Here is a 13,409-nt window from a genome sequence, read left to right as displayed (position 1 = left end):
GGATCCGTGCCCGAATTCACTCGCAAACCAGTTTCCTCAGAGAAACGCCTGTTCAGCCTTGTTTTGGCTCTCATCGCGAGCGATATCGGACTCACGAAACAGCAGATTCTTTCCTCTGTCTACGGCTATGCTGATCGCTATGCGGTGGGAAAAGATAACTCCACCTTGGAGCGACAGTTTGAGCGTGATAAAGACAGCGTGCGCGAACTCGGCATCCCGCTTGACGCGGTTGATGCTCCAGATTCCAACGGAAATACGCAGCTAACTCGATACCGGATTGTCAAGTCCGGATACAACTCGCCAGAGGATCTGACCTTCACCTCCCGTGAACGTGCTCTGTTGGCTTTGGCCTCAACTGTTTGGCGAGAGGGGTCTCTTTCAGCAGAGTCACGCCGATCATTGATGAAGCTGAGTTCTCAGGGGATATCAGCAGAGAGCGGACTCGTGGGCTACTCTCCACGCGTACACACACGCGAGGTGTCGTTTGCTCCGCTTATGCGCGCTATCCAGGCCGGGGTAGGTGCCGAGTTTGACTACCGCAAACCGGGAGAATCTCGAGCCAACACACGCCGCGTTGAGCCACTCGCGCTGGTGAGCTACGAGGGGCGCTGGCATCTGTACTCCCATGACTTTGCTGCTCATGCCCCCCGCACTTTTCTGCTTGCCCGGATTGTGTCTCCCGTCATGACGCTTCGACTTGACGACTCCGTTCGCAAGCCCGGCGCAGACTATGGTGCACGTGCACTTGCTGAACTCCGGCAATTAGCTGCCGAGCAGGTGGCTGTCATTTCGATTCGACCAGAGACGGATGCCGAGGCCCGCCTGGGGCCCCGAGGTCACGCCGCCGCTGTTGAAAACCAGCATGTCACCGGTTTTATCGATGGTCACCTATTCGCCGACGAGTTGGCAGGATTTGGGCCTGAAGTTACTGTAGTCTCACCTCCCACTCTCGTGAGCGCCGTCAAGGCCCGACTCGAAAGGGCCAAGATTCGCAATGAATAAGCCCATTCCCCTTCTTGCTCAGGATAAACTCACCTTCCTCCTGAGCGTCGTCCCCTACCTGATCGACCGAGGTTCGGTTACAGTTTCAGATATTGCCCGAGACTTCGGCGTAAGTCCTCAGTACGTGCGCAATATTATTCCCTTTTTGGGGAGCGCTGGCGTGCCTGGAGACACACTCACATACCAGCACTCAGACCTGTTCGATATCGACTGGGACGCCTTTGAGCAACATGATGAGGTCGTCCTCCGCAACTACGTGGGAATTGATGATGTTCCTCGTTTCTCAGGTACCGAGGCTGCCGCTCTCTTGGCGGGTCTCCAGTACCTAGCCGCCTCACCGAGCTTCGCAGCCCGCGAAGATCTTGGGGCCCTGATGGAAAAACTCAGCCGAGGAGTCGATCAACTCCCTCCGAGTGTCGTTGTCTCCTCGCCAACGGGCGGCCCCGTTGCCGACATCATCAATCAAGCTATCGCAGAGTCTCGACGGGTAGAGTTTCGCTATCGGGATGCACGCGGCACAGTTCACTCCCGCCAGGTTGATCCTTGGCAGCTCTACTCAACCGATGGCACGTGGCACCTCAACGGCTGGTGTTATCTTCGCGATGCGGTTCGCGTATTCCGCTTAGACCGAATCAGCGATATAACTATCACCCACCACGCAATACTGCAGCACAGTAATCAATCAGAAGCATACGGCCTACTCTTCGAATCAGCCTCAGCCGATATCGTTGTAACCCTGTCAGTCACGGGGGAGGGCAACGCTGCGATCCAAGATTATCGACCTGAGTACCCGCTCAACGAGGACGCGGATGCTGTCCGCCGCACCGCGTTGATACGCGTCGCAAATTATGCTGGTATCATTCGTCTGGTATGTTCTCGACCCGATGACATCGTTGTTATTGACCCACCGGATGCCCGGGCAGCTGTCGCACGGTGGGCCACAGATGCCCTAGAGTCCTATCGTTCTCAGTAAGCTCACAGCCGCAAACCGTGGCGGGCGGCACATGCGTTAGACTCGTACTTGACTTTTAAATAACTCAGAAAAGAGACTCACTATGCTTGCAGGCCTCACGGGATGGCATGCCCTGATCATTGTTGTGATAATCCTCCTACTTTTTGGTGCGCCAAAGCTTCCCGGGCTTGCCCGCAGCATGGGACAGTCGATGAAAATCTTCCGCAACGAGATCAAGTCTGACAAGAAGCCCGAAGATTTAGACGCGGATTCTTCGGATGCTCCCAGCTCGCGCACCGAGACTGACACTACCAACAAGCAGTAACCGGATAGCATCCGTGGCCTCATCACCCAAGGGTAAAAAGAAATCCCCTGATGGTCGAATGTCTTTGGGAGCTCACCTTGTTGAGCTTCGGAAAAGACTCTTTCGCATCGCTATAGCTGTCATTCTTGGAATGGTTGTGGGGTGGCTACTGTCTGATTTCGTATGGGGGCAACTTCGCCAGCCCATTCTTGATATTTCTCGCATCCAAAACAGGGATGCTCAGATTAACTACACCGATATCACGAGCGCGTTTGATCTGAAACTGCAGATTTCGCTGGTCATCGGAATCATCGTGTCTTCTCCTGTGTGGCTATATCAGATTTGGGCATTCCTTGCACCAGGTCTCACTGGTAAAGAAAAACGCTATGGCGTATTCTTTGTGATCGCGGCTATTCCGTTATTCTTTGCCGGCTGCTATGCCGGGTGGTACGTCCTCCCCAACATTGTGCGTCTGATGACGAGTTTTGCGCCAGCTGAGGACGCTGCATTCATCAGCGCACGAACCTATTTCGATTTTGCCCTTCGGCTCGTTGTCGTAGTTGGGGTAGCCTTTGTCGTGCCGGTGCTGCTCGTGCTACTCAACTTTGTGGGCATTCTGTCTGCAAGGTCGATCATAAAATCATGGCGTATGGCTATCTTGATCATCATCATGTTTACTGCCATTGCCACGCCGGCTGCCGATGTAATGAGTATGTTCTTCCTCGCCGTTCCAATGGTTGTGCTGTATTTTCTCTCCGCAGGTATAACGTACCTTCACGACCGCCGAGTAAAAAAGAAACAGGACGCAATCCTGTCTGAATACGAGAACCTTGCTTTGTGAATAACCAGGAGCTAAGCCCCTCTGAACGCTATGCGGCTTCACGCAGCAGAGCACGACACCCGCATACGCGAGATTTTTCTGCGGCCTCCGAATTTGCTCTGGACCCGTTCCAGATCGCGGCCTGCGAAAGCGTGGAGGACGGCAATAGCGTGCTTGTGGCGGCACCGACAGGTGCAGGTAAGACAGTTGTCGCTGAGTTTGCAATCTACCTCGCCATGAATGGGGAGAGCAATAAGGTTTTCTATACTGCACCGATGAAAGCGCTCAGCAACCAAAAGTACAACGAGCTTGTGACGGAATACGGCTACGAGAATGTTGGCCTTCTCACCGGCGACTCGAACATTAACTCGAGCGCCCGCATCGTAGTCATGACCACCGAGGTCTTGCGCAACATGATTTACGCTGATTCTGCTGCCCTGACACACCTGAGTTGCGTGGTGTTGGATGAAGTACACTATCTGGCAGATCGTTTTCGCGGGGCGGTGTGGGAAGAAGTGATCATTCACCTACCCTCGCACGTAACGATGATCTCCCTGAGCGCCACCGTATCCAATGCAGAAGAGTTTGGCGACTGGCTACAGACCGTTCGTGGCAACACCGATGTTATTGTGTCTGAACATCGTCCAGTCCCACTTGACCAACATGTGGTCACTCGATCCGGGCTAATTGAGCTTTTTGATCCTTCCGGGGGAGACGCGGTGGAGTCTTCCGCCAGGGTGAATCCAGAACTCGCCCGTCTCGCGCACAGTGAGTCTAGCCGTCGCCCCGGAAATCCACGCGGTAAACGCCGCCAAGACAATACCGCCCGAGGTCCGGCCCAGCGCACCGCAACGGCTCCTCGACGGTCGGAGATCGTCGAGGAGCTGTGGGATGCAGACCTCCTGCCGACAATCTTTTTTATTTTCAGCCGGATGGGCTGTGACCAAGCGGTAAAACAGGTGTTGCGTGAGGGGATTCGCTTGACAACCGTCGAAGAGCGTGACCAGATTCGCGCCATAGTTGAGCAGCGTACGCAAGATATATCGGACCAAGACCTAGCTGCGCTCGGCTACTGGGATTGGCTTAACGGTCTAGAGCGTGGGGTCGCCGCGCATCATGCGGGCCTCCTCCCTGCTTTCAAGGAAATCGTTGAGGAACTTTTCCAGAAGCGACTGGTCACCCTCGTATTTGCAACGGAGACTCTCGCACTGGGCATTAATATGCCAGCACGAAGCGTTGTCCTGGAAAAACTCGAAAAGTTTAACGGCGAATCGCGTGTGCCTATTACGCCGGGGGAGTACACACAGTTAACGGGGAGAGCGGGTCGCCGCGGCATTGATAGTGAAGGCCACTCCGTCCTCGTCTGGCAGGACAGCTTTGACCCCCATTCAGCGGCTGCCCTCGCCTCACGGCGAAGCTATCCCATGAACTCCAGTTTCCGCCCCACCTACAACATGGCTGTCAATCTCATTGATCGGTATGGTCGTGAGCGAACCCGTGAAATTTTAGAATCATCCTTTGCCCAGTTTCAGGCAGACAGGGCGGTCGTCTCACTCGCCCGCTCGGTGCGCCAATACGAGGAATCGCTTGCCGGCTACGAAAAATCGATGACCTGCCACCGGGGAGACTTCCGCGAGTATGCTGCTCTCCGCCGCGAACTTGTGAGTTGGGAACGTAAACCCCTCACGGGTGCGGCGGCCTCGGCTTACACTCAGGAGGAGCGTGCGGCACAGGTCACCCGGCTCCGCCAGCAACTAAAACAGCACCCGTGCCATTCGTGCCCAGAGAGGGAGGCTCACGCTCGATGGGCGGAGCGCTGGTGGAAATTACGCCAGAAAACGGACGAACTCTCCCGGCAGATTAGTGTCCGTACGGGAGCTGTTGCAACGGTTTTTGACCGAGTCACCGAGGTTTTATCTGAACTTGGCTATCTCAGTGTGGTTGACGGCAACCTTCAGCTAGGGCACTGGGGGAAGATCCTCAAGCGTATCTACGGTGACCGCGACCTCCTCATTGCCGAGTGCCTGCGGCATGACTACTGGATCGGACTTGATGCGCCCTCGCTCTCTGCGCTCTGCGCCGCACTCATTTATGAACCGCGACGCGACGAGAACGTGGGAGAGCAGTATCTTCCCACCGGGCTCTTCCGATCAGCCCTCCGCAACACGCTTGAGGCCTGGGCTCGCTTGGATGATGTTGAACGTACACACCGCCTACCTGGCAGTACTCAGCCGGCAACCGGGCTCAGTCCGGCTATGCATATGTGGGCCCGCGGAGAAAATCTTCATGAGGTTCTACGGGAGGCAGATATGGCCGCCGGTGACTTCGTGCGACGGGCCAAGCAGACAATCGATGTCCTTGACCAGATCTCTCTCGTCGCCCCTGACCCGACGGCTCACACTGCCCGGCAAGCGATCGAGGCCATTCGGACCGGTATCGTCGCTTACTCCTCGATGGTGTAGCCCGCGTGAAGAATCAATCGCTGCGTCCCCTGCCTCGAATATGGATGGCTCTCATCAGTGCAGCACTGGGCGGCGTTCTCTTCGATATGGCGTCCCCCGCTTTAGCGCTCTGGCCATTGGCCTTCCCCGCCATCTTTCTAATCTTGCTCGCACAGTGGGGTCGAGGTTTTTGGGCGGGCGCAGCGTTGGGTGCGGTTTCGGGAGCAAGTTTCTGGCTTCTCCACATTTCGTGGCTCACCCTATATCTGGGGGTTGTACCCTGGGCCGCACTCTCCGGGATCATGATCTTCTGGTGGTCATTGTTCGGCGGACTCACTGCAATGACAACCACGCAGCTTTCTCGGGTGCTTGACGGTCATCCCGGCTGGAGTGGAACTCTGCTTCCCGTCGCTGTGGCCACGCTCTGGATCGCCAGGGAAACCCTCGCGGGGAGTTGGCCCTACGGGGGATTTGCCTGGGGTCGCGCAGCACTCACACAGTCCGAAAGCCCGTTTGCGTCGCTTGTCTCCTGGGTCGGATTCACCGGTATGAGCGCGATCATGGTTGGTCTTGTTGCCTGGTTTATCCAGTCCTGGCTCTCGCATCGCGGTGCTGCTTCCTATCGCCGTGCCGCGTTCCAGCTGCTTCCGGTGCTCACCCTTGCAGTCATGGCAATCATTCCTCCATATCAGCTTGCCGTCACCGGACACACCCGAGTAGCAGCAGTGCAGGGAAATTCTGACTCTGGCATTTTTTCAGGCCATAGTCGCGCCCAAAATTTAAACGATCACTATAAGGCTTCTCTTCCCCTGGTCGGACAGAACCTTGACCTTGTCGTGTGGCCAGAGAATGCATCCGATATCGACCCACTTCGCGCATCAGACGCTGCCGCTACGCTGGACGACCTCAGTCGTCGCTTGGATGCACCCCTCGTTGTTGGGGCCATCACAACGGAGAACGATGAGTACTTTAACTCGTCTCTTGTCTGGCGAGTTGGGAGAGGGGTTATTGGCCAGTATGACAAGAAGCATCCCGTGCCATTTGCCGAGTACATGCCCAATCGAGAATTTTTCCACCTATTTGCACCAGATCTGGTAGACCTCGTGCAGTTGGAGTACACGCCCGGAACTCGGCCAACCACCATAGACATCAGCGGGACTCGCGTGGGCCTCTCGATCTGCTTTGATATCGTTGACGACTCACTCGCGCAGGAAATGGTTGACGAGGGGGCCGAATTTATTCTGGCCCAGACAAACAATGCGGATTTTGGTCGCACCGATGAGAGCGTTCAGCAACTCGCAATTGCTCGGCTGCGCGCGGTCGAGACGGGTCGTGCCGTTGTCAATATTTCAACAGTTGGGACCAGCGCAATGATTGCTCCTGGCGGCCACACCATCGAGTCTCTCCCCGCTCACACCGTGGGGCATATGGTTCAGGATATTCCACGGGTAGTCGGCTCAACACCCGCAATGATTATTGGATCCGGCCTGACTCTCGTGCTCAACGCTATCGGCTATATCGCGGCTCTCGTTAGTATTGTGGTCGCTATCTTTTATCGGTTTTCGCGCTCGCGCACAAGATATTCGGATAAAGAGTCGGGGCCACCCAGCTCAGCTGCGTAACCCCGACCGATTCTCACGAGATCTTGGTCGGTCTTATGCATCGACCCGATCGCCAAGGCCTCGGCGGGCACGCAGATATGTAAGTCGCTCTTCAAGAAGTTCTTCAAGTTCTTCTCTACTACGGCGCTCAAGTAACATGTCCCAATGACTCCGAGGAATTTTTGCCTCGGTGCCGTCGTCCGACTCTACGGGAACACCCAGGGCATCGAGCAGGACACCCGTATGCCCGCTTCTCAAGTCGCTCCATGTCCCTGGCATCTCAGCCTCACTCGAAAAAACCACATCGAACGTAGAGCCGTCATCGGCCCGGTAGGTTGCCGTTTTCCGCTCGGAATAGTGGACGCCTACCTCGCTCTGCAGGCTCGTGGCACCTATTCTTGCCCCCCGCAATGTCCGTTCAGCCATTGTTATTACCCCTCCTCTTTCGATTAACCGGTATAACACCGGTCTCTCCTTTTTTAGTCCCGCTCCAATAACCTTTCAGTTGTTATTCAGACTGAGTCGGCCCTTGTCTCGGGGCTACTCGGTGACGGACGATCCTGCGGAAGAACTTGGTGGCCTCTTTTTTACCAGGTCACAGGCAATATCTGCCCGATCAGTAACTATTCCATCCACGCCCATCCCCATGAGTCTAGTCATTGTTTCCCGAGTATTGACCGTCCACACATGAACCTCCACACCAGCGCGGTGAAGACGGTCAACGATCTGCTCGTTGAGAAGCGGCCATCTGCCAACATGCTCAGGAATTTGTAAGGCGTGATACCCGGATGTTGCCATCCAGAGCAGGGGAGTGGCGTTCAATCGGGCTAAGAGCAGAGCCCAGATGGCCTCACCGCGCGAAGCCCCCAGAACGACTCTCAGACGGTGTCGTGCGCGATGCTTTCGACGGCGCGAAAAGGAAGTGATGAGCACTCGGTCTTCAGACGTTGTGGCCAGGATTGCTTTTGCTGACGCACGGGAAGCCCGCGCATCTTTGATATCAAGGTTAAAATACATCTCGGGGAAGAACCGCAAAGCAGCTTCGAGAGTGGGGACATATACGCCGGGGGCCAACGGCATATTTGCGAGTTGGTCTGACGTGGTGTGCGCGATGTGCGCAACCCCATAAACAACACGCTCGGGGTCGTGAATGGGGGACCGGCGGACATAGCGAAAGGTACTGTCATGGAGGAGAACCGCGACACCGTCAGACGTAGCACGGACATCGGATTCAATGTGGGTCACGCCAACCAACTGGGCCGCCCGAAATGCAGGAAGGCTGTTCTCCGCCACGTCAACGGCGAAGCCGCGATGCGCAAAAACCCGCGGTCGGCCACCCGAGAAAAACCGAGAATGGCCGACCGCGCGTGGAAGCGTCACCTGTTTAGACCGCAGTCCCACCGTCAAGCGGCGGTAGCTTCGGGAACGTGGGCTTATGAGCATCGGTACGCTTGGGAGCATCCTCGTTGCTTTCGCCGCCAAAGGCCGAGGAAACGCTCTTGAGCGCATCCGTTAGTTCGCTCGGGAGAACCCAAAGGGTATTTGCTTGCCCCTCAGCGAGTTTGGGCAAAGTCTGAAGATACTGGTAGGCAAGCAGTGGGCCATCGGGATTGCCCTCATGGATTGCACGAAAAACCGTACTAATAGCTTCGCCCTCACCCTGAGCCCGTAACACTGCCGCCTGAGCCTCACCCTCGGCGCGAAGAATATCGGATTGCCGTGCACCCTCAGCCTCAAGGATGGCAGACTGTTTTGTGCCCTCGGCGGTCAAGATAGCAGCACGGCGGTCACGCTCGGCACGCATCTGCTTTTCCATGGAGTCCTGAATGGAGTGGGGCGGATCGATCGCCTTGAGCTCAACACGACCCACACGAACACCCCACTTACCCGTTGCTTCGTCAAGCACCACTCGAAGCTGACCGTTAATGTTGTCGCGGCTGGTGAGTGCTTCTTCAAGGTTGAGGCTACCCACAACGTTACGCAGCGTCGTGGTGGTGAGCTGCTCAACAGCGCCGAGGTAATTGGCAATCTCATAGGTTGCTGCACGAGCGTCAGTCACCTGAAAGTAGACGACGGTATCAATCGAGACCACCAGGTTATCTTCTGTGATCACCGGCTGGGGTGGGAATGAGACGACCTGTTCACGCATATCGATGAGTGGACGCACCCGGTCAATAAAGGGAACCAGTAAGTTGAGGCCGGGCATGAGTGTCTTATGGTATTTTCCGAGTCGCTCGACCACGCCAGCGTTCGCCTGCGGAATGATGCGCACGGAACGCACCAATACCGTAATCACGAAGATGACGAGAATGAGCAGCAATACAGCAAGTACTGCAAACCCGACGGTGCCGGAGTTGTCCATTTATATTCCTCTAGTTATTTAGACAGGCGAGACAACAGCGGTTGCCCCGTCGATGGAGATAAGAATCACGTCGCTACCGGGCTCAAGAACTCCGGCGAATGCAGAGGGAAGCAGCCTAGCCGTCCAGGTCTCGCCATTCGTAAATTTTACTGTACCAATCTTGTCGGAAGAGATCCCGGTCTGAACGATGCCGCGCAGCCCCTCAAGTGCATCAACGTTGCTTTTCGTTCGGTCCGAGCCGCGTTTTAACCAGCGCAGAAGCGGAGGGCGCAGAAACAGGATGAGAACGAGAGAGAACAGAGCGACAATGACAATCTGCACCCAGAAGGGGAGTGAAGTCAGGCCCAGGGGAATACCCATTAGGCTGGCGACGGCCAGCATGAGGGCAGTGAACTCAAGCGTGAACATCTCGACAATTAAAAAAAGCAAACCAAGAGCAAGCCACGCAACCCAGCCATGATTCACAAGAAAATCCACCATCAGTTCGTCTCCTGCGCCGTAGCCGTCATGCAACCAAAGCTACCATGTGTACGCGCGCGTCTTACGACCCTTGGTAGTCTCGGTGGGAGAGTTGAGGATCATTTCACCCTCAGTAACCGTCCCCGAGGAGATCACATTGTCTAACCCCCTAGCACCTGCCGCCCTGGCCGGAAAACGCATTCTTGTTACCGGTTCCTCACGGGGAATCGGCGCGGATACTGCCAGTTATTTTGCCGAGGCAGGCGCGGATGTTGTCATCAACTATCGCAATAAAGCGGCACGCGCTGAGAAGCTGGCTGCAACGCTTCGTGAGCACAACGTCCGTGTTATCACAGTTCAAGCCGACCTGACAGATGCCGATTCCGTTGCTGCAATGTTGGAGACGATCTCAACAGAATTTGGCGGCCTGGACATGCTCGTCCTGAACGCATCTGGTGGCATGGAAACCGGTGTGGCTGAGGACTACGCAATGGTACTTAACCGAGATTCACAGGTGAATTTACTCACCCAGGCCCTTCCGCTGCTCAGCGATGGAGCGCGCGTCGTCTTTGTCACAAGCCACCAGGCACACTTTATTGGTACTGTGCCAACAATGCCTGAGTATGAGGTTGTCGCCCTGAGTAAACGTGCGGGCGAGGATGCGCTCCGGGAACTCATTCCTGTACTTCAGAAGCGATCAATTGGATTTGTTGTCGTCTCGGGCGACATGATCGAGGGAACAATCACGGCCACACTACTAGAGCGCGCCAACCCGGGTGCTATCGACCAGCGTAAGGAGTCGGCAGGTCGGCTCTACAACGTGAGCGAATTTGCCTCGGAAGTAGCCTTGGCTGCCACCGAGTTGATTCCGGCCGATCACACCCGGTATGTGGGTGACGTCAGCTTTTTCACCCGCAGGTAGCGAGTCGTCATCCGGACCGCCTCGTGACGTTTGGTGAATGGCCGATAATGTATATTATGTCAGTAAAAGCCTTCGTTGTCTCATCGAATGAAATCCGAGAGCTGATTGTCTCAGTCCCAGGTCACCTGAAATCTTTTGAAGACGCGCACCCGTGAAGAACGTTACTGCATACAAGGCACAGCGAAACTTTCCCTTGCTCTGGGGGCGCACGAGAAACCAACGATACGTGGAGTTCACATCCTGGCGAGAGAGACCCTCTGATGCATCTGGATTTTGATCAAGCTGTTGTGGGGGTCTCGTCTCAGCTGTTCCGCATCACGGTCTCGGTTTCGCTCCCCCAAAGACTCATTTTCCTGACTGTTTCCTGAGACTCTCAGGCGGTACTGCCGTTGTGGTTAAGATGTGATTTCGACCAGTTCTTTGGCGCGGGGTACCCCATCCTCCGCACCCCGGGCACCGAGTATTGCCTTCCCCGATTTCGAGCAGTGGTGGTGTGCTTTTCGCGCCCCAAACCTGACGTGCTGACGCTATCGTGCCATCGGTGCGTTATGCATTGATAGAGAGTCCTCATCTTCAGAAGCAGAGCGTGGCTCCCCATGCGGGTGTCAGCTGTTGCCGACATCGTGCGACGGTGAGGCTTTCTCGGGGTATCGCAACAGTTGCTGCGAAGCCCGCGCCCGATTCTGATCGCTGCAAGGTCCATAGTCACGCACCTTGTGGAGATAATCGTCAAAATCTTCCAGTCCTTCCAGCTTGGGGTGGCCACAGAAGTGGCGAATTGCCCTCCGCAAAACTGGCATATGCTGGGGCAGCGCTCAGGTAGTCTCGCTAGGCTTTGCTCGTTCATTGCCTGGGTTGCATTTCGTGGCAGGTCGAACATTGGCGTTCTAGACAAGTTTGGGGTGGTCGTGGGTCTGTGTGACGACGTTCGGCGATACCTCGGGGTAGACGGAACTGTCCGGTTCCGTCGTCAATATTCGCTCGTGGAGAATCTCCCTCACCAAGGCGTGCGGCTTTCAGTTGAGGAAGTAATTGCTTCGGTGCTGCGGTTACGCTCGAGCCGTCGAGCGTGGGGCGTGGTAGAGCACGCAGAGTTCTGCAGAGTTGCTCGGGCGGTTACGCAGGCGGCGTTGGGTGTCAACGTGTTTGATACCCAACTGGTGGGCGCGCTGGCACTTCTGGGTGGGCACGTGATTCAGATGGGCACTGGTGAGGGGAAGACGTTGGTTTGGCCTGGGTTTAGTTCCGTACTTTCAACAAGGATAGGAACACCATGGCAAACAAATATGAACCAGAATTCCGTGAACGCGCGCTGCGTATGCTCACCGAAGCGCTCCCCGAGCATACGAGCCTCAACGCAGCCAGCAACCAGGTCGGCAAGCTCCTCGGTGTCTCACCAGACACGCTGCGTATCTGGCATCGTCAAACGCTGATCGATACTGGCCAAAAACCCGGCGTGACCACTGATATGAACGAGGAGAACCGGCGACTGCGCCGCGAAGTCGCTGAACTCAAGAAAGCAAACGAAGTCTTGCGAGCTGCGAGCATATTTTTCGCCAAGGAACTCGACCCGCCACGAACGAAATGATCCAATTCATCGATACCTATCGTGATCGTTTCGGGGTTGAGTTCCTGTGCCGTGTGCTGGGCTCGGCAATTCGTGTTTCTGACGTCCCGAGGATATCGGGCAGCGAAACACAGACTCCCGTCGGTCAGGAAACTACGCGACGAGATTCTCGTCACCGAGATCCGTCAACTCCACAAACAGCACTACAGCGTCTACGGGCGCCGCAAGATGCACGCCCTCCTCACCAGAGCAGGGTGGGTCATCGGACGCGACCAAACCGAGCGTCTGATGAAAATCGCCGGAGTGCGTGGGGTACGTCGTTCGAAGAGAGCCTTCACAACAACGAGTGACGTCAGGGATCAGCTGCCGGGTGATCTCGTCGAACGCCAGTTCGTGGCCGACGGGCCAATGAAGTTGTTGGTGTGTGACATCACTTACGTTGCTACGTGGGCTGGGTTCGCATACACCGCGTTCATTATTGATGTCTTTGATCGTAAGATCGTTGGCTGGAACGTTGCCTCAACACTGAAAGCTGAGATACTGCCGCTGCAGGCGCTTGAGATGGCGGCCTGGCAATCAGGTGGAACGCTCGACGGGGCCGTGCATCACAGCGACCACGGATCGAACTACATGTCGATGGTCTACTCCAACCGCGTCAGAGAACTGGGGGCGATTCCTTCAACGGGGACCGTAGGTGACAGCTACGATAATGCCCTGGCCGAGTCAGTGAACGCGCTCTACAAAGCAGAACTCATCCGCATGCGTGGCCCCTGGAAAACAGTTGAGGAAGTCGAACTCGCCACCCTGGAGTATGTGTGGTGGTGGAACAATGAGCGCCTCCACGGCGAGCTAGGCAGGCGAACCCCGGTCGAGGTTGAGACGGCGTACTATGCTGAGGCGCAGTCACTCGTGACAACCGTCGAGTGATGAACAAAATAGTCGGAACTAAACCCAGGCCAAACCACTAAACCCAGGCCAA

Annotated in this window: 13 protein-coding genes and 1 pseudogene; 10 read left to right on the top strand and 4 right to left on the bottom strand. The window is 55.9% G+C overall.

The genetic code is table 11. The annotated features are described in order from the left end of the window. The first annotated feature begins 6 nt into the window (after window positions 1-6). The 6 genes from FB466_RS11460 (at window position 7) to lnt (ending at window position 7,141) form a co-directional block, all read left to right on the top strand. Entirely contained in the window at window positions 7-1,002 is a 996-nt protein-coding gene (locus FB466_RS11460; RefSeq protein WP_141918521.1) for a helix-turn-helix transcriptional regulator, read from the top strand. Next, entirely contained in the window at window positions 995-1,975 is a 981-nt protein-coding gene (locus tag FB466_RS11455) for a helix-turn-helix transcriptional regulator (protein ID WP_141918520.1), read from the top strand. The genes FB466_RS11460 and FB466_RS11455 overlap by 8 nt, the downstream gene beginning before the upstream one ends. 82 nt (window positions 1,976-2,057) lie before the next feature. Next, entirely contained in the window at window positions 2,058-2,279 is a 222-nt protein-coding gene (gene tatA / locus FB466_RS11450; RefSeq protein ID WP_141918519.1) for a twin-arginine translocase TatA/TatE family subunit, read from the top strand. Between the two features lie 58 nt (window positions 2,280-2,337). Further along, entirely contained in the window at window positions 2,338-3,099 is a 762-nt protein-coding gene (gene tatC, locus FB466_RS11445; protein ID WP_141918729.1) for a twin-arginine translocase subunit TatC, read from the top strand. After that, window positions 3,096-5,540, top strand: a complete 2,445-nt coding sequence (locus FB466_RS11440; protein ID WP_141918518.1) for a DEAD/DEAH box helicase — start codon at window positions 3,096-3,098, stop codon at window positions 5,538-5,540. The genes tatC and FB466_RS11440 overlap by 4 nt, the downstream gene beginning before the upstream one ends. Window positions 5,541-5,584: 44 nt before the next feature. Beyond that, window positions 5,585-7,141: an apolipoprotein N-acyltransferase gene (gene lnt / locus FB466_RS11435; RefSeq protein WP_141918517.1), complete on the top strand. Its 1,557-nt coding sequence runs from the start codon at window positions 5,585-5,587 to the stop codon at window positions 7,139-7,141. Window positions 7,142-7,174: 33 nt separating this feature from the next. Here lnt and FB466_RS11430 read toward each other — a convergent pair whose 3' ends face one another. The 4 genes from FB466_RS11430 to FB466_RS11415 all read right to left on the bottom strand — a co-directional run bounded on the left by FB466_RS11430 (window position 7,175) and on the right by FB466_RS11415 (window position 9,962). Next, entirely contained in the window at window positions 7,175-7,546 is a 372-nt protein-coding gene (locus FB466_RS11430) for an RNA polymerase-binding protein RbpA (protein ID WP_141918516.1), read from the bottom strand. Window positions 7,547-7,660: 114 nt separating this feature from the next. Then, window positions 7,661-8,500 (bottom strand): glycerophosphodiester phosphodiesterase family protein, encoded by an 840-nt coding sequence (locus FB466_RS11425; protein WP_170206112.1) that lies wholly within the window; start codon window positions 8,498-8,500, stop codon window positions 7,661-7,663. 4 nt (window positions 8,501-8,504) lie between these two features. Further along, window positions 8,505-9,482 carry an SPFH domain-containing protein gene (locus tag FB466_RS11420; RefSeq protein WP_141918514.1) on the bottom strand — a complete coding sequence of 326 codons (978 nt, stop codon included), beginning with the start codon at window positions 9,480-9,482 and terminating at the stop codon, window positions 8,505-8,507. An 18-nt stretch (window positions 9,483-9,500) separates the two neighbouring features. After that, window positions 9,501-9,962, bottom strand: coding sequence for an NfeD family protein (locus FB466_RS11415; protein ID WP_246054643.1), 462 nt, complete (start codon window positions 9,960-9,962; stop codon window positions 9,501-9,503). 136 nt (window positions 9,963-10,098) lie between these two features. Here FB466_RS11415 and FB466_RS11410 point away from each other — a divergent pair, with 136 nt between their 5' ends. The 4 genes and pseudogenes from FB466_RS11410 to FB466_RS11400 all read left to right on the top strand — a co-directional run bounded on the left by FB466_RS11410 (window position 10,099) and on the right by FB466_RS11400 (window position 13,357). Beyond that, entirely contained in the window at window positions 10,099-10,863 is a 765-nt protein-coding gene (locus FB466_RS11410) for an SDR family oxidoreductase (protein WP_141918513.1), read from the top strand. Window positions 10,864-11,663: 800 nt separating this feature from the next. Next, a pseudogene (locus tag FB466_RS11405) lies at window positions 11,664-12,080 on the top strand (hypothetical protein); the annotation flags it as partial. A gap of 56 nt (window positions 12,081-12,136) precedes the next feature. Next, window positions 12,137-12,451, top strand: a complete 315-nt coding sequence (locus FB466_RS13915; protein ID WP_281285147.1) for a transposase — start codon at window positions 12,137-12,139, stop codon at window positions 12,449-12,451. A gap of 21 nt (window positions 12,452-12,472) precedes the next feature. Then, window positions 12,473-13,357, top strand: coding sequence for an IS3 family transposase (locus FB466_RS11400; RefSeq protein WP_342777452.1), 885 nt, complete (start codon window positions 12,473-12,475; stop codon window positions 13,355-13,357). Window positions 13,358-13,409: the final 52 nt, after the last annotated feature.

Origin of the sequence: Klugiella xanthotipulae (assembly GCF_006716695.1) — a bacterium.
GTDB classification, from domain to species: domain Bacteria; phylum Actinomycetota; class Actinomycetes; order Actinomycetales; family Microbacteriaceae; genus Klugiella; species Klugiella xanthotipulae.
Note: the sequence above shows the minus strand (reverse complement) of the source record. Positions and strands in the feature narration are given on the sequence as shown.